Annotated in this window: 24 protein-coding genes and 1 tRNA gene; 15 read left to right on the top strand and 10 right to left on the bottom strand. The window is 72.2% G+C overall.

Annotated features, from left to right (window positions below; translation table 11 throughout):
* Positions 1–2 precede the first annotated feature (2 nt).
* Positions 3–2,291, bottom strand: a complete 2,289-nt coding sequence (locus tag RC1_RS12155) for a GumC family protein (protein ID WP_012567696.1) — start codon at positions 2,289–2,291, stop codon at positions 3–5.
* Between the two features lie 236 nt (positions 2,292–2,527).
* On the bottom strand, positions 2,528–2,737 hold the full coding sequence (locus RC1_RS12160; protein WP_041785345.1) for a hypothetical protein: 210 nt from the start codon (positions 2,735–2,737) through the stop codon (positions 2,528–2,530).
* A 217-nt stretch (positions 2,738–2,954) separates the two neighbouring features.
* On the opposite strand from RC1_RS12160, the gene RC1_RS12165 reads away from it, so the two are divergent.
* The 3 genes from RC1_RS12165 to RC1_RS12175 are packed head-to-tail and all read left to right on the top strand — an operon-like array spanning position 2,955 to position 6,567.
* Entirely contained in the window at positions 2,955–4,238 is a 1,284-nt protein-coding gene (locus tag RC1_RS12165) for a GumK N-terminal domain-containing glycosyltransferase (protein ID WP_012567698.1), read from the top strand.
* Positions 4,235–5,368: a glycosyltransferase family 4 protein gene (locus RC1_RS12170; RefSeq protein ID WP_012567699.1), complete on the top strand. Its 1,134-nt coding sequence runs from the start codon at positions 4,235–4,237 to the stop codon at positions 5,366–5,368. The genes RC1_RS12165 and RC1_RS12170 overlap by 4 nt, the downstream gene beginning before the upstream one ends.
* Positions 5,365–6,567: a glycosyltransferase gene (locus tag RC1_RS12175; RefSeq protein WP_012567700.1), complete on the top strand. Its 1,203-nt coding sequence runs from the start codon at positions 5,365–5,367 to the stop codon at positions 6,565–6,567. The genes RC1_RS12170 and RC1_RS12175 overlap by 4 nt, the downstream gene beginning before the upstream one ends.
* A 21-nt stretch (positions 6,568–6,588) precedes the next feature.
* Here the strand turns inward: RC1_RS12175 and RC1_RS12180 are convergent, their stop codons facing one another.
* The 3 genes from RC1_RS12180 to RC1_RS12190 form a co-directional block, all read right to left on the bottom strand.
* Positions 6,589–7,119 carry a hypothetical protein gene (locus RC1_RS12180; protein ID WP_012567701.1) on the bottom strand — a complete coding sequence of 177 codons (531 nt, stop codon included), beginning with the start codon at positions 7,117–7,119 and terminating at the stop codon, positions 6,589–6,591.
* Positions 7,120–7,272: 153 nt separating this feature from the next.
* On the bottom strand, positions 7,273–8,142 hold the full coding sequence (locus RC1_RS12185) for an ABC transporter permease (protein WP_012567702.1): 870 nt from the start codon (positions 8,140–8,142) through the stop codon (positions 7,273–7,275).
* Positions 8,143–8,208: 66 nt separating this feature from the next.
* The gene (locus RC1_RS12190) at positions 8,209–8,982 is read right to left on the bottom strand and encodes an ABC transporter ATP-binding protein (RefSeq protein WP_012567703.1); all 774 of its coding nucleotides are present in this window, start codon (positions 8,980–8,982) and stop codon (positions 8,209–8,211) included.
* A 59-nt stretch (positions 8,983–9,041) separates the two neighbouring features.
* Between RC1_RS12190 and RC1_RS12195 the strand changes: the two genes are divergently transcribed.
* From RC1_RS12195 to RC1_RS12215, 5 genes are all read left to right on the top strand, one after another.
* On the top strand, positions 9,042–10,355 hold the full coding sequence (locus tag RC1_RS12195) for an ActS/PrrB/RegB family redox-sensitive histidine kinase (RefSeq protein WP_012567704.1): 1,314 nt from the start codon (positions 9,042–9,044) through the stop codon (positions 10,353–10,355).
* Between the two features lie 69 nt (positions 10,356–10,424).
* Positions 10,425–11,009, top strand: a complete 585-nt coding sequence (locus RC1_RS12200) for an ActR/PrrA/RegA family redox response regulator transcription factor (RefSeq protein WP_012567705.1) — start codon at positions 10,425–10,427, stop codon at positions 11,007–11,009.
* Between the two features lie 639 nt (positions 11,010–11,648).
* A complete protein-coding gene (gene wbaP, locus RC1_RS12205) occupies positions 11,649–13,097 on the top strand; it encodes an undecaprenyl-phosphate galactose phosphotransferase WbaP (protein ID WP_012567706.1) in 1,449 nt (482 codons plus the stop codon).
* 1 nt (position 13,098) lies between these two features.
* Positions 13,099–14,091, top strand: a complete 993-nt coding sequence (gene galE / locus RC1_RS12210; RefSeq protein WP_012567707.1) for a UDP-glucose 4-epimerase GalE — start codon at positions 13,099–13,101, stop codon at positions 14,089–14,091.
* A 43-nt stretch (positions 14,092–14,134) separates the two neighbouring features.
* Positions 14,135–15,121 (top strand): right-handed parallel beta-helix repeat-containing protein, encoded by a 987-nt coding sequence (locus tag RC1_RS12215; protein WP_041785348.1) that lies wholly within the window; start codon positions 14,135–14,137, stop codon positions 15,119–15,121.
* 101 nt (positions 15,122–15,222) lie between these two features.
* Here RC1_RS12215 and RC1_RS12220 read toward each other — a convergent pair.
* From RC1_RS12220 to RC1_RS12230, 3 genes are all read right to left on the bottom strand, one after another.
* Positions 15,223–15,313, bottom strand: a tRNA-Ser gene (locus tag RC1_RS12220).
* A 41-nt stretch (positions 15,314–15,354) separates the two neighbouring features.
* Positions 15,355–15,930 (bottom strand): DUF4269 domain-containing protein, encoded by a 576-nt coding sequence (locus RC1_RS12225; protein ID WP_012567709.1) that lies wholly within the window; start codon positions 15,928–15,930, stop codon positions 15,355–15,357.
* 71 nt (positions 15,931–16,001) lie between these two features.
* Positions 16,002–16,727 (bottom strand): YggS family pyridoxal phosphate-dependent enzyme, encoded by a 726-nt coding sequence (locus tag RC1_RS12230; protein WP_012567710.1) that lies wholly within the window; start codon positions 16,725–16,727, stop codon positions 16,002–16,004.
* Positions 16,728–16,885: 158 nt separating this feature from the next.
* On the opposite strand from RC1_RS12230, the gene RC1_RS12235 reads away from it, so the two are divergent.
* The 5 genes from RC1_RS12235 (at position 16,886) to holA (ending at position 23,087) form a co-directional block, all read left to right on the top strand.
* Entirely contained in the window at positions 16,886–17,941 is a 1,056-nt protein-coding gene (locus RC1_RS12235) for a porin (protein WP_012567711.1), read from the top strand.
* Positions 17,942–18,163: 222 nt separating this feature from the next.
* Complete coding sequence (locus RC1_RS12240; protein WP_012567712.1) at positions 18,164–18,682, top strand: DUF3576 domain-containing protein; 519 nt, start codon at positions 18,164–18,166, stop codon at positions 18,680–18,682.
* A gap of 87 nt (positions 18,683–18,769) precedes the next feature.
* Complete coding sequence (leuS, locus tag RC1_RS12245; RefSeq protein WP_012567713.1) at positions 18,770–21,367, top strand: leucine--tRNA ligase; 2,598 nt, start codon at positions 18,770–18,772, stop codon at positions 21,365–21,367.
* Positions 21,368–21,428: 61 nt separating this feature from the next.
* On the top strand, positions 21,429–22,028 hold the full coding sequence (lptE, locus tag RC1_RS12250) for an LPS assembly lipoprotein LptE (protein WP_012567714.1): 600 nt from the start codon (positions 21,429–21,431) through the stop codon (positions 22,026–22,028).
* A gap of 21 nt (positions 22,029–22,049) precedes the next feature.
* Positions 22,050–23,087 (top strand): DNA polymerase III subunit delta, encoded by a 1,038-nt coding sequence (gene holA, locus RC1_RS12255; RefSeq protein ID WP_012567715.1) that lies wholly within the window; start codon positions 22,050–22,052, stop codon positions 23,085–23,087.
* A gap of 255 nt (positions 23,088–23,342) precedes the next feature.
* Here holA and RC1_RS12260 read toward each other — a convergent pair whose 3' ends face one another.
* Positions 23,343–23,567: a hypothetical protein gene (locus RC1_RS12260; protein ID WP_012567716.1), complete on the bottom strand. Its 225-nt coding sequence runs from the start codon at positions 23,565–23,567 to the stop codon at positions 23,343–23,345.
* Positions 23,555–24,112 carry a hypothetical protein gene (locus tag RC1_RS12265; RefSeq protein WP_012567717.1) on the bottom strand — a complete coding sequence of 186 codons (558 nt, stop codon included), beginning with the start codon at positions 24,110–24,112 and terminating at the stop codon, positions 23,555–23,557. The genes RC1_RS12260 and RC1_RS12265 overlap by 13 nt, the downstream gene beginning before the upstream one ends.
* A gap of 261 nt (positions 24,113–24,373) precedes the next feature.
* Here RC1_RS12265 and RC1_RS12270 point away from each other — a divergent pair, with 261 nt between their 5' ends.
* A complete protein-coding gene (locus tag RC1_RS12270; RefSeq protein WP_012567718.1) occupies positions 24,374–25,675 on the top strand; it encodes an Hsp70 family protein in 1,302 nt (433 codons plus the stop codon).
* Positions 25,672–26,076 carry a helix-turn-helix domain-containing protein gene (locus RC1_RS12275; protein WP_012567719.1) on the top strand — a complete coding sequence of 135 codons (405 nt, stop codon included), beginning with the start codon at positions 25,672–25,674 and terminating at the stop codon, positions 26,074–26,076. The genes RC1_RS12270 and RC1_RS12275 overlap by 4 nt, the downstream gene beginning before the upstream one ends.
* Positions 26,077–26,139: the final 63 nt, after the last annotated feature.

Consider the following 26,139-nt stretch of genomic DNA (forward strand, 5'->3'; position numbering starts at 1 on the left):
CCCTACCGCTCGTAGTAGCGCGGGCCGAGATGGTACTGGCCGCTGTCGCCGAAGCTGTAGTCGGCATGGCGGCGGGTGTTGACCATGGTCAGCAGGACGCCGCCCAGATCGCCGCCCGCCTCCAGCAACTGGCGCAGCGCGTGCAGCACATGCTCGCGCCGGGTGCGGGCCCAGCGGACGACGAACACCGTCTCGTCCACGTAGCGCGCGAGGATGCGGCTGTCCGAGACCACCATGACGGGCGAGCTGTCCACCACCACGAAGTCGTAGTACTTGGTCAGGCCCTGGAGGAAGGTGCGGGTCCGGTCCGCGGCCAGGAAATGGACCGGGTTGGCGACATGCCCGCCGGCCGGAATGACGTCCAGCGAACTGCGCGGATCGCGCTGGATGATCTCCTCAAAGGTCGCCTTGTCCTGGAGATACTCCACCAGACCCGGCTGCAGCGAGAGGCCGAGCTGGGTGTGCAGGGTCGGCCGCCGCAGGTCGGCGTCGATCAGCAGCGTGCGCATGCCGCTCTGCGCCACCGCCCGCGCCAGATTGATGGAGGTCGTGCTCTTGCCCTCGTTGGGCAGGGCCGAGGTCACCATCACGGTGCGCGGCCGCCGGTCGCCGGTGCTCAGGAACAGGCTGGCGACGGCGCTGGACACCGCCTCGCCGAAGGCGGAGCGGGGCTTGCGCAGGAAGAAGTCGGCCGGGGCGATGCCGGCGCGCTGCCGCCGCCCGATCACGGGCAGCATGCCCAGCGCCGGCAGGCCGGTCGCGGCGGTAAGCTGCTCGGACGAGCGGAAACCCTGGTCGAGCTGTTCGGCGATGAAGGCCAGCACGACGCCCAGCACCAGGGAGAAGAACAGCGCCAGCCCCACCAGCAGCGGCTTGTTCGGGGCCGACGGCGCCTGCGGCACCGGGGCGGGGGAGATCACCCGCGCATCGGCCTGCTGGAGATCCTGTTGCAGCGTCGTCTCGTTGAACCGCTCCATCAGCGTGTTCAGCAGCAGCCGGTTGCTGGCCGCCTCCTCCTCCAGCGAGCGGAGCTGCACCAGCGAGGTGCCGCGCTCGCCGGCGGCGGTCTTCATCTGCTCCAGCTCCTTCTCCACCACCGACTGGCGCTCGCGGGCGATGGCGACCTCGTTGCGCAGGCCGCCGATGATCTTGTTCACCTCGCCGCGGATGCGGGTCGCCAGTTCGGCCATCTCCGCCTTGATGTTGATGATCTGCGGGTGGCGCTCGCCGAACGTCTCGGACAGGTCGGCGTAGCGGCGGTTCAGTTCGATCTGCTGGGACTGGAGGGACTGGATCAGCGGGCTCTGCAACACCGCCATCGGCAGGGACGAGGCATCCGTCGTGCCCTGCGCCCGCTCCGCCGCGCGCAGCCGCGCCTCGGCCTCCACGGTGGCGCTGCGCAGGATCACCAGCTCGGCGTTCAGGCGCGACAGCTCCTGCGTCGCCAGGGTCGTCGTGTTCTCCCCCTGGAGAAGCCCGGCGCGGGCCCGGTACTCCTCCACGGCGCGCTCCGCCGCCTCGGTCCGGGTACGCAGGTCGGTCAGCCGGGCGCTGAGCCAGTCCGTCGCCCGCTGCGTCGCCTCGTACTTCGCCTCGAGCTGCTCCAGGATGTAGAGGTCGGCGACGGTGTTGGCGACGCTGGCCGCCAACTGCCGGTCGGTGGAGGTGAAGGCGATCTGGATGACACGGCTGCGCCCGCGCGGGGCGGCGCTGAGCCGGTCCAGGAAGCGGTTCACGATGCGGGTGCGCAGCTCCGCCTCGGGATCGTCGGGACCCTGGCGCGCCGGCTCGGCCCCGAACAGGCCGCCGACCCAGCCGACGATGCCGCGCAGCCCGTCCGTCAGCCCGTCGATCGGCCCGCCGTCCAGCCCCATCTCCTCCGCCAGCGTCGGGTTGAATTCCGGCAGCCGGGCGAGGTCGAGCTTGTCGATCACCTTCTGCGCCAGCCCGCGCGACGTGATGATGGCGATCTCGCCCTGGATCGTCTCCACGTCCGGCGGCAGGCCGGAGACGACGGCCTCCACGTCCAGGGTGCGCTGCTGCCGCGGCTCGATCATCACGGTCGAGGTGGCGGTGTAGGTGGGCGTGATCTGCTCGACCAGCAGCACGGTCAGCAGCGTCACGACCAGCATGGTGCCCAGCACCAGCCACTTGCGCCGCTTCAGCTTCAGGAACTGGTCGCGCAGGGAGACGGCCTGCTGTTCGGTCAGCAGGCGCGTCAGGCGCTGGGAGCGCAGCTCGCGGTCCCGCTGGGTCGCCTCGCGGAAGGGAATGACGTCTTCGGATGCCATCTCGGCTCGCTCGCGCTGTCCACGAAGGGGGACGGCCCGGACCCCTGGGGGCCGGACACGAGAGCGCTAACGCGGGCCGGGAAAGAAGGCTCCACCGTCGGCGGGGGCGCATGCAGGGAAGACCGCGACCCTAGGGGGTACTCCGGCCCCCCGGCTTTGCGCCCCTCCCGGCGTTGCGCCTGCCGGCGTCCGGCCGGGGCGGATGCCCGGGACGGAGTGCCGGCGCCGACGGGATCTCAGCGGCGGCGGCGGTCCGGCCGCACGCGGACGGGGACGGGCACCGGGGCCGGCTGCGCCAGCCCGGCGATGCCGTCGAGCACCCCCTCCACGATCCGGTCGATGGCCTTGGCCAGCCGGCGCCGGAGCGACCGGCCCGCAGCGGAAGCGCGGGGGGTGGAAGCGTTTCTGTCTCGCACGTTCAGGCTCTCCTCGCTGTGAACGGCCATGGACACCGGCCGGGAAACCCGGCCTTCAACACAGGGGCCTTCCAACACATGGGTACGCACCCCGGGAAAGGGCAACACCGGGAGGGCCCCGTCCGTTGCAATCCACTGCTTTCGGAGTAGCCGCACCCCCGCCGTGAACGATCCGGCGCGGGGGGCGTTGACGACGGCGGCGCCCGGTCCCGGGCCGGCGTCCCCGCGGTCCTCCGGAGAAGACGACGTGCGCAGTCCCGAAGACCCGATACCCGACAGGCAGCCCCGCGGCAGCGGCCCGCGCGGGCAGGTGGAAACGCCCGCGCCGCGCCGCGCCGTGCTGCTGTCGGGTCACTACTACGCCTCGCGGCGGCGGGCGAACTTCCATTTCCTGGCGGACGCGCTGGTCGCGCAGGGCTGGGAGGTGACCTTCGCCACCACCCAGATCAGCCCGATCTCGCGGCTGCGCGGCGATCCGCGCTTCGAGTACCCGGTGCAGGCCGAGGCGAACCGGCCCGTGACGGTGCGGCCGGGGCTGACCAGCCATGTCTGGTACACGCCCTACCATGTCTTTCACCTGCGCCACCCGCTGCTGGACCGGCTGAGCCAGCCGCTGGCGGCGCTCTGGGCGCGGCTGCCGATGCCGGGGCTGGAGGAGGCGCTGCGCCGGGCCGATCTGGTGATGGTGGAGAGCACGGGCGCGCTGCTGCTGGTGGAGCGCATCCGCCGCCTGAACCCGGGCGCGCGGCTGGTCTACCGGGTATCGGACGACATCCGGAACCTGGGCCAGCACCGGGCCGTGATCGCGGCGGAGGAGCGGGTGGCGCCGCTGTTCGACCTGATCTCCACCCCGTCACGCTATTCCTTCGAGCGGTTCGCGGCCCTGGGCACGGCGCGGCTGCACCCGCACGGGATCGACGCCGCCGCCTTCGACGCCCCCTGCCCCGACCCCTACCGCGGGCTGCGCGGGAGCGGAACCGGCGGGGACGGTCTGCACGCCGTCTCGGTCGGGCATTCCTTCTACGATCCGGAGCTGGTGGCCGTGGCGGCGGAGCAGTTCCCGCACTGGACCTTCCACGTCATCGGCCGGGTGCCGCGCACGGGCGACCGGCCGAACATCCGCTGGTACGGGGAGATGCCGTTCCGCGAGACCATCCCCTACATCGTCCATGCCGACATCGGGCTGGCCCCCTACACCTACCGCGAGGGGGCGGAGACCCTGGCCGACAGTTCGCTGAAGCTGATGCAGTACACCTGGTGCCGGCTGCCGGCGGTGGCGCCGGACTTCGCCACCCGGCCCGACCGGCCGCATGTCGTCGGCTACCGGCAGGGCGACCGCGCCTCCATCCGCCACGCCCTGGTCGCCGCCGCCAAGGTGGACCGCGCCGGCATCTCCCGCGCCGGCATCGCCGGCTGGGACGAACTGGCACGCCGGATCGTCGGTCCCGACGATGCCCCCGCCGATGACGCGCCCGTCCGGGAGACCGGGCAGGACGCCCCCCGCCGCGCCGCTGCCGGGTACGGCCGATGACGATGCCCCTGTCCCGGACCCGGCCGGCCGCGGCCCCGCGGCCGCCGCTGGCCATCAACGGCCGCTTCCTGGCGCAGCGCCTGACCGGGGTGCAGCGCTACGCGCGCGAACTGGTGCGGGCGCTGGACGCGGCGCTGGCCGCCCGCGCCGCCGCCGGCGATCCCTGGCCGGCGGAGATCCTGCTGCCCCCCGACGGGCAGGAGCCGGAGCCCTTCCGCCACATCGCCGTGCGCCGGGTCGGCCGGCGCCACGGCCACGCCTGGGAGCAGATCGACCTGCCCCGCGCCGCCCGCGGTGCGCTGCTGCTGAACCTGGGCAACACGGGGCCGCTGCTGCATCCGCGGCAGGTGGTGGCGATCCACGATGCCGGCGTCTATGCCGTGCCGGAGAGCTATTCCTGGCAGTTCCGCGCCTGGTACAGGGCGCTCTGGTCGGTGCTGGGCCGGCGTGCGCTGAAGGTCGTCACGGTCAGCGCCTTCTCCGCCGGGGAACTGGCGCGCCATGCCGGGGTGGCACCGGAACGGCTGGCCGTCGTCCACAACGCTGCCGACCATTTCGCCGGGCTGGACGCCGATCCCGGCGCGCTGGCGCGGCACGGGCTGGCGGCGGGCGGCTACGTCTTCGCCCTGGGCAGCCGGGCGAAGGCGAAGAACACGGCCGCGGTGGCGAAGGCGCTGGCGCTGCTGCCGGAGCCGCGGCCGCTGCTGGTCACCGCCGGGCACCGCGATCCGCGCATCTTCGCCGACGCCGGCGGGCTGCCGGATGCGGGCGTGCGCGAGCTGGGCCCGGTCTCCGACGCCGAGCTGAAGGCGCTCTACCAGGGCGCCCTCTGCCTTGTCTTCCCCAGCTTCTACGAGGGGTTCGGCCTGCCGCCCCTGGAGGCGATGATCGCCGGCTGCCCGGTGGTGGCGGCCCGCGCCGCTTCGCTGCCGGAGGTGTGCGGCGACGCCGCCCTCTATGTCGATCCGGCGGACCCCGCCGACATCGCCCGCGCGGTCGCGCGGCTGACGGGCGACCCGGCCCTGCGCGCGGCCCTGGCCGGGCGCGGTCGGCGGCGGGCCGCGGATTTCGGCTGGGACGTCAGCGCCGGCCGCCTGCTTTCCGTTCTCGACGAGGTTTCCGGCCCATGAAGGTCGCCATCATCCATTACTGGCTGGTCGCCATGCGCGGCGGCGAGAAGGTGCTGGAACAGCTCTGCCGCCTGTTCCCGCAGGCGGACATCTTCACCCATGTCGTCGATCCGGCGGTGCTGTCGCCGACGCTGAAGCGCCACCGCATCGTCACCAGCTTCATCGACCGACTGCCCGGCGCCCGCCGGCACTACCAGAAGTACCTGCCGCTGATGCCGCTGGCGCTGGAGCATCTGGACCTGCGCGGCTACGACCTGGTCATCAGCAGCGAGAGCGGCCCGGCCAAAGGCGTGGTGACCGACCCGGACGCCGTGCATGTCTGCTACTGCCACTCGCCCATGCGCTATGTCTGGAACATGTACCACGATTACCGCGGCGGGCTGGGCCGGCTGGCGGGATCGGCGCTGGTGCCGGTGGCGCACTATCTGCGCTGGTGGGACACGGTGACGGCGGCGCGGGTGGACAGCTTCGCGGCCAATTCGGGCAACGTCGCCCGCCGCATCCGCCGCTACTACGGCCGCGGGTCAGAGGTGGTGTTCCCGCCGGTGGAGGTGGACGACTTCACCCCGACCCGCGACCATGACGGCTTCTATCTCGTGGCCGGTCAGCTTGTCGGCTACAAGCGGGCCGATCTGGCGGTGGAGGCGTTCAACCGCAGCGGCCGGCCGCTGGTGGTGATCGGCGCGGGCGAGCAGCTCGACGCGCTGCGCCGCATGGCGCGGCCGAACGTGCGGGTGCTGGGGCCGCAGCCCTTCGACAGCCTGCGCAGCCATTACGCCCGCTGCCGCGCCCTGGTGTTCCCCGGCGAGGAGGATTTCGGCATCGTCCCGGTGGAGGCGATGGCCTCGGGCAAGCCGGTGCTGGCCTATGGCCGCGGCGGCGCCCTGGAGACGGTGGTGGACGGCCGCACCGGCCTGTTCTTCCGCGAGCAGAGCGTGGACGCCATCAACGCGGCTGTGGAACGGTTCGAGGCGACGGAGCGCCGCTTCTCCACCGAGGAGATCGCGCTGCACGCCCGCGGCTTCCACGCCGACCTGTTCCGCGGGCGGATGGCCGGGCTGATCGCCCGCAGCCTGACCGCGGCGGGGCACGATCCGGGGGATCTGGCGGCGCTGGCGGCGGAAACGGAGCTGGCGGCGGAGCCGTCCCTCCTGGCCCCGCCCGCGCCCCTGCCCCCACGGCAGCGCGCGGCGGGCTGAGCCGGGATCAGCCGAACCAGATCAGCCAGAGCAGCCCGGCGACGGCGCCGAAGGCCGCCAGCGCCAGATAGGTGGGGACAGGCACGGGCACCTTCTCGTCCGCGCGGCGCTGCTGCTGGGCGGCCGCCGGCCCGCCGAGCCCGCCCATTCCCGCACCGCCCATTCCCGCGGAACCGAGGCCGCGGGCGCGGGCGCCCTGCCCGCGGGACGCGGGTCCCGCGCCGGGCCGGGCCGGGCCGGGCGGGCCGCGGCGGCGGCAGCGGACTCGGGGTCGGGCTGCCGACGCTCCTTGCCGGCGACCAGGGTGGGCCGGGTCGGCCCCTTGCCCTTGAAGGGATCGTGCAGGTCGATCAGGTGCCAGTCATAGTCCGACAGCACGTCCTCGGTCTTGAAGTCCACCTGGATCAGCCGGACATAGCCGCCGCCGTGCTGCGCCACGGCCTGACGGAACTCGGCGCGGCCCTGCTCCAGCCCGTCCACCAGGGCGAGCGTCTCCCACTTCCTGCCTTTCGGCTTCTGGACGGCGAACTTGCGGTGCGGGCTGGACGGCACGGGCGCTCTCTGGACGGTTCGCAGTGGGGGACGGTTCGCAGTGGGGGACGGTTCGCGTGAGAACGGTTTCGCAGGCGGCGGCCGGGCGATTGTAGGAAACACGCCCCCGGCAGCCAACAGTGGACTGCCGGCGGGGGACACCGTGAAGCGGCCTCACTCCCCCGTCTGCAACAGCGCTCCCCGGGTCCGCGCGTTGCGGAAGGCACCGAGGAAGTAGAGCGCGGCGGCCAGACCGTAGAGGAGGTTGAGCCCGACGGCCGCCCCCAGATGCCCCCAGTGGAACGGCTGGCCGAACAGCGTGGCCCGCATCCCCTCGAACACATGCGTGGAGGGCAGCGCCAGCGACAGCGGCTGCAGCCACGCCGGCAGGGCGGTGACCGGGTAGTAGACGGCCGACACCGGGGCCAGCACGAAGACCGCCATCCAGGCCAGACTCTCCGCCCCCATGCCGTGGCGCAGGATCAGACCGCTGGTGACCAGCCCGACCGCCACCCCCATCAGCATCAGGTTGGCGAAGAAGGGCAGCAGCGGCAGCCCCAGGCTGGTGATCAGATTGAAGTCGAACAGCGGGATGGCGATCAGCACCGGCACGCTGAGCCCGATCAGGGTGCGGATCAGCGCCATGGCGATCAGCGAGACGACCCATTCCGCCGGCCGCAGCGGGCTGACGAACAGGTTGCCCAGGTTGCGGCTCCACATCTCCTCCAGGAAGGAGACGGACATGCCCATCTGGCTGCGCACCAGCACGTCCCAGAGCAGCACCGCCGCGATCAGCACGCCCGCGGCCTGCGCGACCCAGGAGCTGTTGGTGGCGAGGAAACGGGAGAGGAACCCCCAGAGCAGGAGCTGCACCGTCGGCCAGTAGGCCAGTTCCAGCGCCCGCGGCCAGGACCCGCGCAGCAGATACCAGTGGCGTAGCACCACGGCACCGATCCGCCGGGCCGGCGAGGACGCCAGCGGAGGGCGGACATAGGAAGGGGGCGGATCGGCGGGGAGGTCGGCGGGGGCGGAACGGGCGTCCATGCGCCTCAGGTAGAGAAGCGGCGCGGCGAAGGCAAGCGCCTTGCCGGGCCACGGCACGCCCGTCCGCTATTCGGCCGCGGCACGGCGGTCGCGGGCGATGTCCAGGAACACCTCGTCCAGCGTGGCGCGGCCGTAGCGGGCCAGCAGCTCGGCCGGGGCGCCGCGGTCCACGATGCGCCCGGCCTTCATCATCAGCACCCCGTCGCACAGCCGCTCCACCTCGGCCATGTTGTGCGAGGCGAGCAGGATGGTGGCGCCGGTGCGGGCGCGGAACCGCTCCAGATAGGTGCGGATCCAGTCCGCCGTGTCGGGATCCAGGCTGGCCGTCGGCTCGTCCAGCAGCAGCACCTCCGGCTCGTTCAACAGGGCCTTGGCCAGGGCGACGCGGGTCTTCTGCCCGGCCGACAGCCCGCCGGAGGAGCGGTTGAGCAGGCGGGTCAGGTCCAGATCCTCCGCCAGCGCGTGGATACGACGGCGATAGCCGGTCAGGCCGTAGAGATGGGCATAGACGGTCAGGTTCTCTTCGACCGTCAACCGGTGCGGCAGATCAACGTAGGGGCTGGAGAAGTTCATGCGCGGCAGCACGCGGTAGCGTTCGCGCAGCATGTCGCGGCCCAGCACCTCCACCCGGCCCGAGGTCGGCAGCAGCAGCCCCAGCAGGACCGACAGCGTCGTCGTCTTGCCCGCGCCGTTGCCGCCCAGCAGCGCCACCGTCCGCCCGGACGGAACCTCGAAGCTGATCGAATCCACGGCGACGACGGACCCGAACCGCTTGGTCAGGCCCTCGACACGGATGCTGGCGGCCGGATCGCCGGAGGTTGATCTGGTCGATTGCGACATAGGATCGAATATGGCCCTATGGGTGCCCCCTGCCTAGACCGACGCGACCCAATATCACGATGCCCACACTGGCCTTCTCCCCCTATCTGCCGCACGACGCGGCGCCCGCACCGGGTGGGCGCGTGCACGCCCGTACCCTGATCATGATCCGCTGGGTCGCCGTGGCGGGTCAGCTCGTCACGCTGATGACGCTCGGCTACCTGCTCGGGTTCGAGCTGCCGATGGCGCACACCCTGGCCGCGGTGGCGGCCTCGGTCCTGCTGAACATCTATGCCGCGCAGCGGCTGGCGCATCAGCCCTTCCTGCACAACCGGGACGCCTGGCTCTATCTCGCCTACGACATGCTGCAGCTCACGCTGCTGCTGTTCCTGACGGGCGGGCTGGAGAACCCCTTCGCCGTGCTGATGCTGGCGCCGCTGCTGGTGGCGGCCAGCACGCTGAGCCTGCCGGCGGTGGTCGGGCTGACCGGGCTGACGATCGCCTGCTTCACCGGGCTGTCGCTGCACGCCCTGCCGCTGCCCTGGCCGGGGGACGAGGGGGTGACGCTGCCGCCGCTCTACCGGCTGGGCATCTGGTCGGCGCTGGTGCTGTCCGCCGCCTTCATCGGCACCTACCTGTTCCAGGTGGCGGAGCGGCTGCGCAGCCTGTCCGACGCGCTGACGGCCAGCGAGGCCGCGCTGGCGCGGGCCCAGCGCATCTCCGCCGTGGGCGCGCTGGCCGCCGCCGCCGCGCACGAGCTGGGCAGCCCGCTGGGCACCATCGCCGTCGTGGCCAAGGAGCTGGCGCGCGACATCCCCGCCGACAGCCCGCAGGCCGAGGACCTGCAACTGCTGCAGAGCCAGGTCGCCCGCTGCCGGGACATCCTGGCGGAACTGGCGCGCCACCCCGACGAGGCCGCCGGCGACACCTTCGCGCCGCTGCCCCTGACCGCGCTGGTGGAGACCATCGCCGCCCCCTACCGCAAGCCGGGCATCGCCCTGGTGATCGAGACGGAGAACGAACCGGAAGAGGGGGCACCCGGCGTCCGCGACATCCCCGAGGTCCTTCACGGTCTGGGCAACATCCTCCAGAACGCCATGCAGTTCGCCCGCACCACGGTGCGGGTGACGATCGACTGGACCCCGCCGGGCGTCCAGATCACGGTGGCGGACGACGGTCCCGGATTCCCGCCCGGCCTGCTGAGCCGGCTGGGCGAGCCCTATGTCTCCGGCCGCACCTCGGCCGCCCGCCAGACCGGCGGGAACATGGGGCTTGGCGTCTTCATCGCGCAAACTCTTCTGGAAAAGTCGGGCGCAGTCGTGTCATACGGGAATGGCAGACAAGGCGGGGCCAAGGTTGCCGCACGCTGGAAGAAGCCCAATTTTGTTTTATAACAAACAAGGCTGCATGCATCCGTCCGAGGATGTCTGCTGAGGAATGGTCAATCCGGAGCGAAGGGTTTGATGAGCACCGACGTGCCGACACAGCCACAGGAACAGGAGAAGCTGACCTTTACCGGGGACGCTTCCCGTAGCCTTCTGATCGTCGATGACGATGCTCCCTTCCGCACCCGTCTGGCCCGCGCGATGGAGCGCCGTGGCTTCGACGTGGTCGCGGTGGACAGCGTCGCCATGGGCGTCGAGATGGCGCACGAGGCGGCCCCGCGCTTCGCGGTCGTCGATCTGCGCCTGGGGGACGGGTCCGGCCTGGAGGTTGTCAAGGCCCTGCGCGATGCCCGCCCCGAGGCGCGCATCGTCATGCTGACCGGCTATGGCAACATCGCCACCGCCGTGGCGGCGGTGAAGGCCGGGGCGGTGGACTACCTGCCCAAGCCGGCCGACGCCGACGCGGTGGAGGCAGCCCTGCTGGCGGAAGGTCCGCTGCCGCCGCCGCCGGAGAACCCGATGTCGGCCGACCGGGTGCGCTGGGAACACATCCAGCGGGTCTTCGAACAGTGCGAGCGCAACGTGTCGGAGACCGCGCGCCGGTTGAAGATGCACCGCCGCACGCTGCAGCGCATCCTGAACAAGCACGCGCCGCGCGGCTGATCCGCGGTACGTCGGACCAGGGGCGGGCGTCCACCGGACACCCGCCCCTTTTTCGTGGGCGCATCCGCGCGCAAGGGCCGCCCGTCCGTCCGCGGCAGCGGTCCACTCCCGGGGCGGAACAGACGGCCCCCGGAGGAACAGAAGGCCGTCCGGGCGGTCGCCGGCACAGCCCTTCCCCGCCCGCCACGGCACATTTCAGCTCACGCTGGCAGAAACAATCAGCCGGACACGCGATGGTTCCTGAAACGGAGAGTCATCCTGCCGGCGCGCCTACCTCTTTATCGGTGGGAAAATTCCGTCCTTTACTTGCCCCATTCATGTCACGGCCAAGCCTCACCCGGACGGATGATGGCACGGGAACCCCTTCCCCGGCCGGAGAGATACAAAACGCCTTACACTTCCCCTTTTTTGCGGGTCTATTATTTGAGGCCTCAGGGTATTTGCGTGATATCGAGGCAACAAACGCGATGATTTTCTGTATCACCCTCCCCCAGAAGCATAGCCGATTCATGCGCCTGTGAACAAAGGGTCGCGTGCCCGTGTTTGGAGCCGGTACTGCGGTGCGGCATCGGACGGGGTCCGGGCGGCGACCGCGCCGGCCGGCCGCCGCTGGCCGCGAAACCTGAACGCAGGCCCACGATGTCGATTCAAACCGGGTTCTCGACCGCCGGTCCGGTGTCGGCCGGAGCCATGGTCCGCAACTCCACCCTGCTGGTGCTGGGGGACGCGCTGGCCGCCGTCGCGGCCTTTGCCGTGTCCGGCTTCCTGGGCTACTGGCTGTCCGACCTGCTGGAGCCGGGACCACCGGCGGCGGTGGACGGCGACCTGGTGGTGCGCCGGATCATCCACTATGCGGTCTTCGTCGCAGGGCTGATGCTGTGGCTGGCCGTGCAGGGCCACTACAACCGCCGCATCCCGTTCTGGACCGAGCTGAAGCAGATCCTGCTGGCGGTCGCCCTGGCCGGCATCCTGGACGGTTTCAGCCAGTATGCCTTCAAGCAACAGTTCTCCCGCGTCTGGCTGGGCACGAACTGGGCCATGGTGGCCCTGTTCCTGGTGATGGCGCGGCACGGGGTGAAGGCGCTGCTGACCGCCCTGGGCACCTGGCAGTGCCCCACCCTGCTGGTCGGCTCCGGCGCCACGGCGCGGGCGGCACAGGATGCGCTCGCCTCCGAACGGCACCTGGGCTACGTCGTCGTCGGCAGCGTGACGCTGGGCGGTGCGGCCGCGGACGACCGCAGCACGACGGCCGCGGTCTGGAACGCCTACCGCCGCTTCGGCGCCCGCTTCGTCGTCGTCGCCCCCGATGCCGCCGACATCCCCCGGACAGAGCCGGTGATCGCGGAGCTGACGCGGCGGCGGGTGAACTTCGCCGTGATCCCGTCGATCTTCGGCATGAGCGTGCTGGGCCTGCGCTCGGAAAGCTTTTTCAGCCACGATGTCGTGATGCTGACCGGCCAGAACAATCTGGCCGAACCGCTGATGCGGGTGATGAAGCGCCTGTTCGACGTGACGGTGGCCTCTGCCCTGCTGGTGCTGCTCGCCCCCTTCATGCTGGGCGTGGCGGCGCTGATCAGGCGCGACGGCGGGCCGGCGCTGTTCGCGCACCGCCGCGTGGGCATGAACGACACCCGCTTCGGCTGCCTGAAGTTCCGCACCATGATCGTCAACGCCGACGAGGTGCTGCGCCGGGTGCTGGAGACGGACCCCGAAGCGCGCGCCGAGTGGGAGCGTGACTTCAAGCTGCGCAACGACCCGCGGATCACCCCGGTGGGCCGCTTCCTGCGCCGCACCTCGCTGGACGAGCTGCCCCAGCTCATCAACGTGGTGCGCGGCGAGATGAGCCTGGTCGGCCCCCGCCCCATCGTCGAGAAGGAGATGGAGCGGTATGGCGACGACATCCGTTACTACCTGGAAGCGCGCCCCGGCCTGACCGGCCTGTGGCAGGTGTCCGGCCGCAACGACAGCGGCTACGGCCGGCGCGTGAAGCTCGATGCCTGGTACGTCAAGAACTGGTCGCTCTGGCACGACATCACGATTCTTCTGAAGACGGTCCGGGTGGTGCTGACCAAGGAGGGAGCCTACTGACATGCGGACCGTCCTGGTGACAGGTGGCGCCGGCTATGTCGGCAGCCACACCTGCAAGCTGCTGGCCGCCTCGGGCTACCGCCCCGTCGTCTACGACAATCTCAGCCGCGGCCAGCGGGCGGCGGTGCGCTGGGGGCCGCTGGTCGTCGGCGACCTGACCGACCGCGCCCGGCTGGACGAGGCCTTCGCCGAATGGCGCCCCTCGGCCGTGATCCACTTCGCCGCCCTGACCTATGTCGGGGAGAGCGTGGAGAAGCCGGCGCTCTACCACCACGTCAATGTCGGCGGCAGCCGGACGCTGGTGGAAGCCGCCACCGACGCCGGCGTGGACCGGCTGGTCTTCTCCAGCACGGCCGCGGTCTACGGCACGCCGCAGCGGACCCCGATCGCGGAGGACCACCCGCTCCGCCCGATCAACCCCTATGGCGAGACGAAGCTGCGGGTGGAGGAGATGCTGGCCGCGGCCGAAGCGGCGTCCGGCCTGCGCAGCGTGGCGCTGCGCTACTTCAACGCCGCCGGCGCCGATCCCGAGGGCGAGACCGGGGAGGACCACGAGCCGGAGACCCACGCCATCCCGCTGGCGATCCAGGCGGTGCTGGGCGAGCGGCGGGAGTTCCGCGTCTTCGGCCGCGACTATCCCACCCCCGACGGCACGGCCGTGCGCGACTATGTCCATGTCATGGATCTGGCGCAGGCGCACCTGCTGGCGCTGGAGCATCTGGAGCGCGGCGGGGCCGGCACACAGGTCAATCTCGGCACCGGCAGCGGCACCTCGGTGGCCGAGCTGCTGGATGCCGTCGCCCGGGCGGCCGGCCGGCCGGTGCCGGCCGCGACCGCCCCGCGCCGGGCCGGCGACCCGCCGGTGCTGGTGGCCGACGGGCGGCGGGCTCACGATCTCCTGGGCTGGCGCCCCCGCTTCGGCAGCCTGGACGCCATCGTGGAGACGGCCTGGCAGTGGCACACCGGGGCGCTGCGCCGCCGCCGCGCTGCCTGAGCGGGCCGTCACCATGCCAAGACTCCGCGTACTGCAGCCTGGGGTGGCGGACGACTGCGCGCCGCTGATCCAGAAGGCCCTGGACGAGGTCGCCGCCGCGGGCGGGGGCGAAGTGGTTCTGCCGCCGGGCGACTGGCCCTACCGCGGCGCGCTCACGGTGGGCGGCGGCACGGTCCTGCGCGGCAGTGCCGGGACCCGGCTGCTGGCGCTGGACCCGCGGCGGAGCGCGGTGTGCCTGCGCGGCCGCTTTCCCGCCGTGCGCGACCTGCTGCTGGACGGCCGCGCGACGCGGCGTTCCTCCGCCGGGGACGCGGCAGGTTTCCGGCTGCTGCGGGCCGAGGAGGCGGAACTGGACCGGGTGCGCGTCACCCGCACCGCCGCCGCCGGGATCTTCGTGCAGGAGACGGTGGGATTCCGCATCACCCACAGCACCGTCCACGGCTGCCTGGCCGACGGATTCCACGTCACCGCGGCCAGCCGCTACGGCCAGATCCTGGGCTGCCGCTCCTACGACAACGGCGACGACCTGTTCGCGCTGGTCGGCTATGCCAGCAACGGCGCCCCGGTCGAGCACATGGTGATCGCGGACAATATCGGCCGCAACGGGGCCGCCCGCGGCATCACCTGCCTGGGCGCCCGGCATGTCGCCATCACCGGCAACCTGATCCACGGCAGCGCCGCCGCCGGCATCTACCTGCATCAGGAGACCAGCTACGACACCTTCGCCCCGTCCTGGGTGGTGGTCAGCGGCAACGTGCTGCGCGATGTCGCCCGCAAGGCCAGCCACGCCGGGCTGTTCATCGGCGGCGGCCGGGGCGCGCAGCCGCTGAAGGCGGGCGGCACCCTGTCGAATGCCATCGAACAGGTGGTGCTGTCCGGCAACCTGCTGGACGGGTCCGGCCATGACGGGCTGTACGTGTCCAGCCGGGCGCGGCGCGTGACCGGCAGCGGCAACGTGGTGCGCAACGTCCGCCAGGGCGCGATCCGCATCGACTCCCGGGAAGCCAGCGTGGAAGCGGTGGCGGAGTAGCCCCGTCCGGTCTCGGCGGCAAACCCGCCCCGGCAAAGCCTTTTGAGCCCGACAGGAAAAGACCGCGTCAGCGGCCCGGTTCCTGACTCATGTCAGGAAAGTGGCGGAGGGGATGAGATTCGAACTCACGATACGGTTTTGCCGTATACCCGCTTTCCAGGCGAGCGCCTTCAACCACTCGGCCACCCCTCCGCTGGATCGGGCGCGGACCATACAAAGGACGGAGGCCGTCTTCAAGCACCTTTTTTCGCGGCAGCCAGGGCCTCGATCTCGGCCTCCTCCGCCTCCGCCAGCCGGGCCAGTTCCGCATAGGGATCGCCGGCAATCCCGAAGAATCGGGCGAAGGCGGGTTCCGTCTTCATGCCGCCCGTCTTCAGGCGGCGGATGGGGTCCTTCGCCGCAGGGCAGGCGTGCAGCAGGCGCGCCTCCGCCAGCAGATGCCGCCAGCCCGCCTGCGCCTCCACCGGCCCGGGCTGGGCGAACACCTCCACCGGCACGCCCTCGCAGGTGAAGTTGGCGATCACGGCGGGCACGCCGCCGATCGTGTCGGTCTTCCGCCGGTAGCCCGGTTCCTGCCAGAACAGGTCGTCCAGGCGGGAGCGGGCGGCGGCCACGTCCGACACCTCCACCAGCAGATCCAGGTCCGAGCCGCGCACCGCCACGTCCAGCGGAAAGGTCCCCGCCAGCCGCAACGGCCACGGGGACAGCCGGTCCATCAGCGCATGGCGCGTCAGCACCTCCCAGACGCGGACCTGATCGGGGCTGCCCTGGGCCATCCAGGCGGGATTGCGGAGACGGTCTTGGATCACCGGACGTACTCACCTGTCGGGAAAGGACGGGCCGGCGGGGGCCGGCCCCGGGACGGGACGGGGCGGACGGGTCAGGCGGCGGCGGTGGGCGTCGCGCGCTCCCCGAAGATGGCGGTGCCGACGCGCACCACGGTGGCGCCCAGCCGCACCGCCACGTCGAAATCGTGGCTCATGCCCATGGAGAGGCCGGGCACGAAGTGCCGGCGGGCAAGGTCGGCCAGCAGCGCGAAATGCGGCGACGGCTCGTCCTCCGCCGGGGGAATGGCCATCAGGCCGGCGACCTGCACCCCGTACTCGGCCTTGCAGGCGGCCAGGAAGGCGCCGACCTCGGCCGGGGCGATGCCGGCCTTCTGCGGCTCCTCTCCCGTGTTGACCTCGACGTAGAACCGCGGCCAGCGGTTCTGCCGGCGGCACTCCGCCGCCAGGGCCTGGGCCAGCTTCGGCCGGTCCACCGTCTGGATCACGTCGAACAGGGCCACCGCCTCCTTGACCTTGTTGGTCTGCAACGGCCCGATCAGGTGCAGCTCCACGTCCGGGTACTCCGCCTTCAGCGCCGGCCACTTGGCCTTCGCCTCCTGCACCCGGTTCTCCCCGAAGACGCGCTGGCCGGCGGCAAGGGCCGCGCGCAGCTTCTCCACCGGCTGCACCTTGGAGACGGCGACGAGCGTGACGCCGCGCGGATCGCGGCCGACGGCGTCGGCGGCTCCGGCGATGGCGGTCCGCACGGCGGCCAGATCGGCGGCAATGTCGCCGCTGGGCGTGACGGGAGGACGGGGCGGGGGGGCGACGCGGGTCATGACGGTTCTGAACGGTTGCGCGGGACGGAAGGCACGGCTCCCCGGTCCGGTCTGGACAAGGCCGCCGGGGAAGCCGACTTTCCCTCGGCCGGGCGCCCGATGCAAACCGTTTGGTCGCGCCCCCGTCCTGCCGTCCCGCCAGTCCGGAGAGACCCGCCATGTCCCGCCCCCTGTTTTCCGCGCCCGCGCTGGCCCTCTGCCTGCTGCTGCCGGCCGCCCCGGCCGCGGCGGAGATCATGGTCGACTGGAGCGCCGTCGGGCAGGCGGCCGGCACCTACACCGGCAAGGCGCCGGCCGGCGGCGACCGCTGGAACGGTTTCGCCGGCTACGCCCTGACCGGCCGGGCCGACGGCATGACCGCCTCGGGCATCGGCTACGGGCTGGTCGGCACGCTGGGGTCGGGCGACTACGAGAAGAGCCTGGACCGCCCCGGCAACCGCGAGAAGGCCACCCTGAACGAGGTCTATGTCTGGCTGGACACCGCCTACGGCCAGATCCGGGCGGGCGACGAGGACGGGGCGGCCAAGCGCGCCGTGGACCTGCTGCCGCTGCTCGCCGGCGGACAGGTGGACGGCTTCTGGACGCGGGCCGCCGCCGTGGCCCCGCCGGCCGATCACCTGGGGCGCGACAGCGACGACGCGGCCAAGGTTCTCTATGAGACGCCGCGCCTGTTCGGGCTGCGCCTGGGCGTCTCCTACGCGCCCGAGCGCAAGAGTCTGGTGGAGGACATCACCGGCCTGGACGCGGTGCCGACGGAGGACGACCTCTGGGAGGTCGGGCTGAACTGGCGCACCGATTCCGGCCCCTGGTCCTATGAACTGGCGGCCGGCTATGTGCGCGGCGCGGCCGGGGCCGCCGGTGCCGCCGACACGGAAAGCCGCAAGCTGGCCGCCCTGGTGCTCTATGGCGGCTTCGCGGCGGGCGCCGTCTGGTTCGACGAGGAGGTCGGCGACCGCACCCTGGGCCGGGTGGACCGGCAGGGCTGGACCGTGCAGGGCACCTACGAGAACGGACCCTACGGCCTCGCCCTCTGGGTCTCGGACATCGAGGCGGAGCGGCTGCTGGAGCACACGGCCTACGGCCTGGGCCTGTCCTGGCGGGCACGGCCGGAGCTGACGCTGGGCCTCGACCTCGTCCGCTACGACGCCGACCGGCCCGGCGCGTCCGGCCGGTCCGGCACCGTGGCCCAGCTCTCCGGCGAGGTGCGGTTCTGAGCGGCGGCCTTGCCCGTGGTGGCAATCGGTGCCACCTCCGAGGACGGGCGGAAAGCCGCGAAACCGTCGGCTCGCTGCCGTCCGCCGCCTGACCCGCCCGCCGCCGCTTCGGCGCCCCGCGTCCGCCACGGAAACGCCTCCGGTGCCGTGCTTGCGCCCGCGCGGCTTTTTTGCTCTAACGGGTGCTCCGTTTCCCTGGCCTGATTCCTGGGTGGTCTACTCATGCCGTCGCGCCGCGTCTCCCTTTTCGGTCGCACCCTGGTGCTGGGCGCCCTGGCCCTCGGGCTGTCGGGTTGCTCCTGGCTCAACTCCATCGGTTCCGACACGGAGGAGCCGGGTCCCGGTCAGGCCACCCGGATCAACGGCTCCGACTATGCCGGTGCGACCATGGCGGCCGTGCCCGCCGCCGGGCAGGCGGTCAACGCCTATCTCTGGCGCGCGGCGCTGGACACGCTCCAGTTCATGCCGATCGCGCAGGCCGATCCCTATGGCGGCGTGATCCTGACGGACTGGTACAGCCCGCCGGGCACGCCGAACGAGCGTTTCAAGGTCAATCTCTACATCCTGGACGCCGCCCTGCGGGCCGACGGCGTGCGCGCCACCGTGTTCCGCCAGCAGCTCAACTCCGTGGGCGGCTGGATGGACGCCGGCGTCGCGCCGGAGACGCATGTCCAGCTTGAGGATTCCATCCTGACCCGGGCCCGGCAGCTCCGCCAGGCCAGCACCACAACCACCCGCTGATACCGTCCGACAGCCGCCCCGGGCGGGCCTGACCCTTTTCCCGGGTGGCGCCCCGCCGCGGAGCGACACCCGAGACAAGGACCGTCCATGTCCCGCTACAACGTGCGCGAAACGGAAGCCAAGTGGCAGGCCGCCTGGGCCGATGCCGGCTCCTTCGCGGTCACCGCCGATCCCGCGAAGCCCAAATACTACGTGCTGGAGATGTTCCCCTATCCGTCGGGGCGCATCCACATGGGGCACGTGCGCAACTACACGATGGGCGACGTGGTCGCCCGCTTCAAGCGCGCCAAGGGCTTCAACGTCCTGCACCCGATGGGCTGGGACGCCTTCGGCCTGCCGGCGGAGAACGCGGCGCTGGAGAAGGGCGTCCATCCGGGCAAGTGGACCTACGAGAACATTGCCACCATGCGCGGCCAGCTCCAGACCATGGGGCTGGCGATCGACTGGAGCCGTGAGGTGGCGACCTGCCGGCCGGAATATTACCGGCACGAGCAGAAGATCTTCCTGGACTTCCTCAAGGCGGGTCTCGCCTACCGCAAGGAATCCTGGGTCAACTGGGACCCGGTGGACAACACCGTGCTGGCGAACGAGCAGGTGGTGGACGGGCGCGGCTGGCGCACCGGCGCCCTGGTCGAAAAGCGCAAGCTCTCCCAGTGGTTCCTCAAGATCACCCATTTCGCCGACGACCTGCTGGAGGCGCTGAAGGGCCTGGAGCGCTGGCCCGACAAGGTCCGCACCATGCAGGAGAACTGGATCGGCCGGTCCACGGGCTGCCGGTTCTTCTTCCGGATGTCGGACGGCCATCCGGATCTGGAGGTCTTCACGACCCGGCCGGACACGCTCTACGGCGCCAGCTTCGTGGCGATCAGCCCGAACCACCCGCTGGCCGCGACGCTGGCCGCGGGCAACCCGGCGCTGGCCGACTTCATTGCCGAGTGCAACCGCACCTCGACGTCGGAGGCCGACATCGAGACGGCGGAGAAGAAGGGCTTCGCCACCGGCGTGACGGCCGAGCATCCCTTCGTCCCCGGCTGGACGCTGCCGGTCTACGTCGCCAACTTCGTGCTGATGGAATACGGCACCGGCGCCATCTTCGGCTGCCCGGCGCATGACCAGCGCGACCTGGACTTCGCCCGCAAGTACGGCCTGCCGGTGAAGCCGGTGGTGATCCCGGAAGGCCAGGACCCGGCCGCCTTCGCCGTGGCCGACGAGGCCTATACCGGCCCCGGCGTGCTGCGCAACAGCGACTTCCTGGACGGGCTGGGGGTGGAGGAGGCGAAGGCCGCCGCCATCCGCCGGATCGAGGAGGCGGGCCGCGGCCAGGGCACCACGATGTACCGGCTGCGCGACTGGGGCGTCTCCCGCCAGCGCTACTGGGGCTGCCCGATCCCGGTGATCCACTGCCCGAAATGCGGCGCCGTCCCGGTGCCGGAGGCGCAGCTTCCCGTCACCCTGCCCGACGACGTGACCTTCGACGCGCCCGGCAACCCGCTGGCCCGGCACCCGACCTGGAAGCATGTCGCCTGCCCCTGCTGCGGCGGAGCCGCCGAGCGGGAGACGGACACTTTCGACACCTTCATCGAGTCGAGCTGGTACTTCCTGCGCTTCGCCGACCCGCGCAACGGCACGCTCGCCTTCGACCCCGAGCTGGTGAAGTACTGGCTGCCCGTGGACCAGTACATCGGCGGGGTGGAGCATGCCGTGCTGCACCTGCTCTATGCCCGGTTCTGGACGCGGGCGCTGGCGCACTGCGGCTACCTGGATCTGGCCGAGCCCTTCGCCGGGCTGTTCACCCAGGGCATGGTCACCCACGCGACCTACCAGGGGACGGACGGCAAGTGGCTGTTCCCCGCGGAGGTGGAGTTCCGCGAGGGCGCGATGGTGAAGTCCGACGACGGCACGGCCGTCACCGTCGGCCCCATCATCAAGATGTCCAAGTCCAAGAAGAACGTCGTCGATCCGCAGCAGATCATCGAGAGCTACGGCGCCGATGCCGCCCGGCTGTTCATGATGTCGGACAGCCCGCCCGACCGCGACCTGGAATGGACCACCGCCGGCATCGACGGCGCCTGGCGCTACATCAACCGCCTGTGGCGGCTGGTGACGGAGCCGGGTTTCGACCTGCCCGCCCCCGGCACGCCGGCCCCGGCGTCGTTCGGGGAGGAGGCGACGGCGATCCGCCGGCTGGCCCACAAGGCGGCGCAGCAGATCGGCGAGGACATCGAGGGCTTCCGCTTCAACAGCTCGGTCGCCCGCCTGCGCAGCTTCAGCAACGGCGTGCAGGACGCCTTCGCCAAGCTGGCGGCGAAGGCCGCCGCCGGCACCGCCCCCGCGGCCGACGAGGCCTGGGCGGCGCGCGAGGCGCTGGAGATGCTGGCCCGCATGGTCGAGCCGATGATGCCCCATCTGGCGCATGAGATGTGGGTCGAGCTGGGCCATGCCGGCCTGCTGCTGGACCGGCCCTGGCCGGCCGTGGACGCCGCCCTGGTGGTGGAGGACACGGTGACCGTGGCCGTGCAGGTGAACGGCAAGCTGCGCGCCACCATCAACCTGCGCCGCGACGCCGGGAACGAGGAGGCGCAGGCCGCCGCCCTGGCCGACCCGGCCGTGCAGAAGGCGGTGGAGGGCAAGCCGCTGCGCAAGGTCGTGGTGGTGCCCAACAGGATCGTCAATGTCGTCGTCTGAGGCCGCGGCGCCGGCCACGTCTGAGGCTGCGGCGCCGGCAGGAAGGGAAGGAGGCTCCGGGATGCGCACCGTCCGTCATGGTGTCCGCCGTGCCGCCCCGCGCGGCACCGGCTCCCGGCTCGCCGCCGCCGGCCTGCTGGTCCTGGCCCTGCCGGCGCTCGCGGCCTGCGGCTTCAAGCCCGTATACGGCGCCCGGTCGGCGTCCGCCGTCGGCTCGGGCGCCCCGGCCTCGGTGCAGCTCAACCAGGTCTTCATCGACCCGCTGCCCGACCGCAGCGGGCAGGTCCTGCGCAACAAGCTGATCGACCGGTTCTACCATGAGGGCCGGCCGTCCGATCCGGCCTACCGGCTGGCGATCCAGCTTGCCGCGCAGGAAGAGGACCTGGGCATCCGCCAGGACGCCACGGCCACCCGCGCCCGGCTGCGGCTTGTCGCCAGCTACGAGCTGATCGACAACCGCACCGGCCAGCCGGTCTACCGCACCTTCTCGCGCGCCATCATCAGCTACAACCTGCTGGAAGCGCAGTACGCGACGCTGGTGGCGCAGCAGGACGCCTACGACCGCGGCCTGACCCAGCTTGCGGACGAGATCCAGACGCGGCTGGCCCTGTTCTTCGCGCGCGAGCCGGAGCCGGCGCCGGCCGCCGCATCCCCGGGCTGATCCGCGCCGGCGGCCCGCGCGATGAAAATCCAGCCGAAGAACGTCGAAGGCTTCCTCAAGCGGCCCCTGCCGCAGGTCCGGGCGGTGCTGTTCTACGGGCCGGATTCCGGGCTGGTGCGGGAGCGCGCGGCCCAGCTCTGCCGCACGGTGGTGGAGGATTTGTCCGATCCCTTCCGGGTGGCGGAGCTGAAGTCCGACCAGATCGCGGCCGACCCGGCCCGCCTGCATGACGAGATGGCCGCCATCGCGCTGACCGGCGGCCGCCGTCTGGTCCGCCTCCGTGATGCCGAGGACGCGCTGGCCGCCGCCCTGGGCCGGCTGCTGAAGGACCTGCCGGCGGGCGACAGCCTGCTGGTGGTGGAGGCGGGCGATCTGGGCAAGGCGTCGAAGCTGCGCGCCCTGGCGGAGGAGGCGGACAGCGCCGCCGCCATCGCCTGCTATGTCGAGGGGGAGGAGGAACTGGCCGGCACCGTCGCCCGCATCCTGGGCGAGCACGGGCTGGCGATCGACCCCGACGCCCGCGCCTGGCTGGCCGGCAATCTGGTCGGCGACCGGGTGATGGCGCGCAACGAGATCGACAAGCTGGCGCTCTACATGGCGTCCGCCCCCAAGGGGGCGAAGGTGACGCTGGAGGACGTGCGCGCCGTGGTGGGCGACAGCGCCGCGCTGGAGCTGGAGGAACCGGCCCTGGCCGCGGCCGACGGCGACATGGCGGCGGTGGACCGCAGCCTGCGCCGGCTGTTCGCGGAGGGCACGGCCAGCGTCGCCCTGCTGCGCACCGCGCAGCGCCACTTCCAGCGCCTGCACATCGCCGTGGCCCACGTCGCCCGCGGCCAGACCCCGCAGCAGGCGGTGAAGTCCCTGCGCCCGCCCGTCTTCTTCAAGATGGAGGCGCAGCTCACTTCACAGGTGCGGCGCTGGACCCTGCCGCTGCTGCAACAGGCCCTGACCCGGCTGCTGGAGGCGGAGGCCGACTGCAAGCGCACCAACATGCCCGACGAGACGATCTGCGCCCGCGCCTTCTTCCAGCTCGCCCAGCTCGCCCGCCGCGGCGGCTGACCCCGGCGCTCTCCCGCCGCGCCGGTCAGGCGCGTGACGCCAGGCCGCCGGACGCGGCGCCGGCGCCTGAGGACAAGGGAAAATCCAGGGCCGCGACCGCGGCCCCGCGCCGGGCAGGCGCGTGAAGCCAAGCCGCCGGAGGCGGCGCCGGCGCCTGAGGACAGGGGAAAGCCAGGGCCGCGACCGCGGCCCCGCGCCGGGCAGGCGCGTGAAGCCAAGCCGCCGGAGGCGGCGCCGGCGCCTGAGGAACACGAACTAAGACAACAGATTCATCGTCGGGTCCGGCGGCGGCGGCGGCTCGGCCGCGGCGGCGACGCCCTTCGCAACCTCCGCCGCCGCGGCACGCAGATCCACGGTATGCCCGTCCGCGCCCAGATGCACCCGGCAGGCGGCATCCCCCAGGGCCACGATCAGGCTGACCAGACGCGGGTTCAGCCAGACCTCGCGCCCCGCGCTGTCCTTGTAGTTCACGAACTCCATGCGGCCTCCCGCTGCGGGGTTCCGGTTCCGCTGGATACCGCGCGGCGGCGCGGGCGGGGCGCCGGCCGGTCCGCGACCAGGGCGGTGGCGGCCCCCCAGACGACATGGGCCGCCAGCATCAGCGCCACCCGCCGGCCGGAATGCCGGGTCGCGGGCGGCAGGAGGCCCAGGGCCGGAATCCAGCCCAGATAGCTGCCGGCCCAGACCGCCAGCCCGAAAGCGGCGCCGGAGCCCGGCCCCGGTCCGACCGCCCGGCGCCACAGCGGATAGGCCGCTCCGGTGGCGGCCCCGTAGCCGAAATGCGCGCCCAGGGTCAGGCTGCGCTTCACCATCCCGTCCTCCGGCCAGGGCAGGCCGCTGCGGCGCAGCACCTGCCGGGTCAGGGGCCGCGGCGGCAGCGGCGCCTGCTCCGCCGCCGGCAGGGCTGCATGCAGGGCCGTCATCGCCAGCGTCATCGGCGCCGTGGCCGCGAAGCCCGCGACCGCTCCGGCCGCCAGCATCTCCAGGGCCGTTTCCTGGGCCGTTCCGTTCCGTGTCTCCGCCATGTCGTCCGCCTCCGGCTCCGTTCTCTCCTGCCATGGGGAACACCCGCACCCCGGGGTTCGTTGCAGGCCGGGCCACGCGACCTTGACCGGCGGCACGCCCGCGCGTAGAACCCGCTCCCCCGCGCCGGGTCCCCCTTTCCGCCGGGCGCCTGGTTCCGTCGCCGTCCACCAGGCCCCGCTGCCGCAACGGCATTCCCGTTGCGGTCCGCCGGCGCGCGTGCCTTGCTGGTGAAGCGACAGCGCGACCCGAGGAAGACACCCATGCGAACGGATTGCGCCGCCGGCTGCTGCGGCCTGGATTTCGGCACCTCCAACTCCACCCTGGGCACGCTGGTGGGCAACCGGATCGAGTTGGTGCCGCTGGAGAACGGGGAGCCGACCCTGCCCAGCGCGCTGTTCTTCGATTTCGAGGCGCACCGGCCCCGTTTCGGCCGCGCCGCCGTCGCGGCCTATGTCGCGGGGGTCGAGGGGCGGCTGATGCGCTCGCTGAAGTCCGTGCTGGGCACCGGGCTGATCGACGAGGACACCCAGCTCCTGAGCCGCCGCATCGGCTTCCGCGAGGTGATCGGGCTGCTGGTCGGGCACGTCAGGAGCACGGCCGAGGCCGCCGCCGGCCGCCCGCTGGACAGCGTTGTCCATGGCCGGCCGGTGCATTTCGTGGACGGCGATCCGGCGGCGGACGCGCGGGCCGAGACGGCGCTGGCGGACATCGCCCGCGCCGCCGGCTTCCGCCATGTCTCCTTCCAGTACGAGCCGATCGCCGCCGCCCTGTCCTATGAGAGCACGGTGGGGCGGGAGCAGGTGGCCCTGATCGCCGACATCGGCGGCGGCACCTCCGACGTCTCCATCGTCCGCATCGGGCCGGACCGGGCCGGCCGCCCCGACCGGGCCGACGACATCCTGGCCAACGGCGGCGTCCGGCTGGGCGGCACCGACTTCGACCGGCTGCTGAGCCTGGAGACGCTGATGCCGGCGCTGGGCTACCGCGCACCGCTGCGGACCAAGGGCCTGCTGACGCCGAACCACTGGTACGTGGACCTCGCCACCTGGTCCAAGATCAACTTCCTCTACGTGCCCTCCGTGCTGGCCGCGGTGCGGCGGCTGGAGCCGGAGGCCGTGACGCCGGCGCTGCTGCGCCGGCTGGCGACGGTGCTGGAGCACCATCTGGGCCATGCCCTGGCGATCAAGGCGGAAGGGGCGAAGATCGAGCTGTCCGGCGGCCGGTCGGTGGAGATCGACCTGGACGCGGTGGAGGCCGGCCTGACCGTGCCGGCCTCGCGCGGGCAGCTCGTCACCGCCATCGCGGAGCCGGTGGCGCGGCTGGGGGCGCTGGTGCGCGACTGTCTGGCCCAGGCCGGGCTGCGACCGGAGCAGGTGAACGCCGTCTTCCTGACCGGCGGTTCCACCCTGCTGCCGGCCGTGCGCGGCGCCATCCTGGCCGAGCTGCCGGCGGCGGAGCCGGTGGAGGGCGATAAGTTCGGCGCCGTCGGGCACGGGCTGGCGCTGGAGGCGGCACGGCGCTACGGCGGCCTGCCGGCGGATACGGCCGGGCTGGTCGCATGACCCCGTTCGGCGCCCGCATCCGCCGCCTGCGCGAGGCGCGCGGCATCCAGCTCAAGCGGATGGCCGCGGACCTGGAGATCTCCTCGGCCTATCTCTCGGCCCTGGAGCACGGCCACAAGGGCCTGCCCTCGCCCATGCTGGTGCGCCAGATCTGCACCTATTTCGGCATCATCTGGGACGAGGCGGAGGCGCTGGAACGGCTGGCCGCCCTGTCCGACCCGCGCGTGGTGGTGGACACGGCCGGCCTGACCCCGGACCACACCCTGGCCGCCAACCTGCTGGCCCGGCGCATCGCGCACCTGACCCCGGCCGAGCTGGAGCGGCTGCTGGCCCTGCTGGGCGGCGTGCCGCCCGAGGCCCGCCCCGACGCCCCCCTGCCGGAGCCGGACGGGCAGGCGTAGGGGCTGCCCCGGCGACCATCCGGCCGCTCCCGGGCGACGCGCGGTCGCCCTCTGCCGTGCCGG

The sequence above is a fragment of the Rhodospirillum centenum SW genome (genome assembly GCF_000016185.1).
In the GTDB taxonomy this organism is placed as follows: Bacteria; Pseudomonadota; Alphaproteobacteria; order Azospirillales; family Azospirillaceae; genus Rhodocista; species Rhodocista centena.

What these genes read in the sequence shown, in the direction of transcription:
- RC1_RS12155 (WP_012567696.1), bottom strand. Translation starts at nt 2,291, where the DNA reads ATGGCATCCGAAGACGTCATTCCCTTCCGCGAGGCGACCCAGCGGGAC.
- RC1_RS12160 (WP_041785345.1), bottom strand. Translation starts at nt 2,737, where the DNA reads ATGGCCGTTCACAGCGAGGAGAGCCTGAACGTGCGAGACAGAAACGCT.
- RC1_RS12170 (WP_012567699.1), top strand. Translation starts at nt 4,235, where the DNA reads ATGACGATGCCCCTGTCCCGGACCCGGCCGGCCGCGGCCCCGCGGCCG.
- RC1_RS12175 (WP_012567700.1), top strand. Translation starts at nt 5,365, where the DNA reads ATGAAGGTCGCCATCATCCATTACTGGCTGGTCGCCATGCGCGGCGGC.
- RC1_RS12185 (WP_012567702.1), bottom strand. Translation starts at nt 8,142, where the DNA reads ATGGACGCCCGTTCCGCCCCCGCCGACCTCCCCGCCGATCCGCCCCCT.
- RC1_RS12190 (WP_012567703.1), bottom strand. Translation starts at nt 8,982, where the DNA reads ATGTCGCAATCGACCAGATCAACCTCCGGCGATCCGGCCGCCAGCATC.
- RC1_RS12195 (WP_012567704.1), top strand. Translation starts at nt 9,042, where the DNA reads ATGCCCACACTGGCCTTCTCCCCCTATCTGCCGCACGACGCGGCGCCC.
- RC1_RS12200 (WP_012567705.1), top strand. Translation starts at nt 10,425, where the DNA reads ATGAGCACCGACGTGCCGACACAGCCACAGGAACAGGAGAAGCTGACC.
- wbaP (WP_012567706.1), top strand. Translation starts at nt 11,649, where the DNA reads ATGTCGATTCAAACCGGGTTCTCGACCGCCGGTCCGGTGTCGGCCGGA.
- galE (WP_012567707.1), top strand. Translation starts at nt 13,099, where the DNA reads ATGCGGACCGTCCTGGTGACAGGTGGCGCCGGCTATGTCGGCAGCCAC.
- RC1_RS12230 (WP_012567710.1), bottom strand. Translation starts at nt 16,727, where the DNA reads ATGACCCGCGTCGCCCCCCCGCCCCGTCCTCCCGTCACGCCCAGCGGC.
- RC1_RS12235 (WP_012567711.1), top strand. Translation starts at nt 16,886, where the DNA reads ATGTCCCGCCCCCTGTTTTCCGCGCCCGCGCTGGCCCTCTGCCTGCTG.
- RC1_RS12240 (WP_012567712.1), top strand. Translation starts at nt 18,164, where the DNA reads ATGCCGTCGCGCCGCGTCTCCCTTTTCGGTCGCACCCTGGTGCTGGGC.
- leuS (WP_012567713.1), top strand. Translation starts at nt 18,770, where the DNA reads ATGTCCCGCTACAACGTGCGCGAAACGGAAGCCAAGTGGCAGGCCGCC.
- lptE (WP_012567714.1), top strand. Translation starts at nt 21,429, where the DNA reads ATGCGCACCGTCCGTCATGGTGTCCGCCGTGCCGCCCCGCGCGGCACC.
- holA (WP_012567715.1), top strand. Translation starts at nt 22,050, where the DNA reads ATGAAAATCCAGCCGAAGAACGTCGAAGGCTTCCTCAAGCGGCCCCTG.
- RC1_RS12260 (WP_012567716.1), bottom strand. Translation starts at nt 23,567, where the DNA reads ATGGAGTTCGTGAACTACAAGGACAGCGCGGGGCGCGAGGTCTGGCTG.
- RC1_RS12265 (WP_012567717.1), bottom strand. Translation starts at nt 24,112, where the DNA reads ATGGCGGAGACACGGAACGGAACGGCCCAGGAAACGGCCCTGGAGATG.
- RC1_RS12270 (WP_012567718.1), top strand. Translation starts at nt 24,374, where the DNA reads ATGCGAACGGATTGCGCCGCCGGCTGCTGCGGCCTGGATTTCGGCACC.
- RC1_RS12275 (WP_012567719.1), top strand. Translation starts at nt 25,672, where the DNA reads ATGACCCCGTTCGGCGCCCGCATCCGCCGCCTGCGCGAGGCGCGCGGC.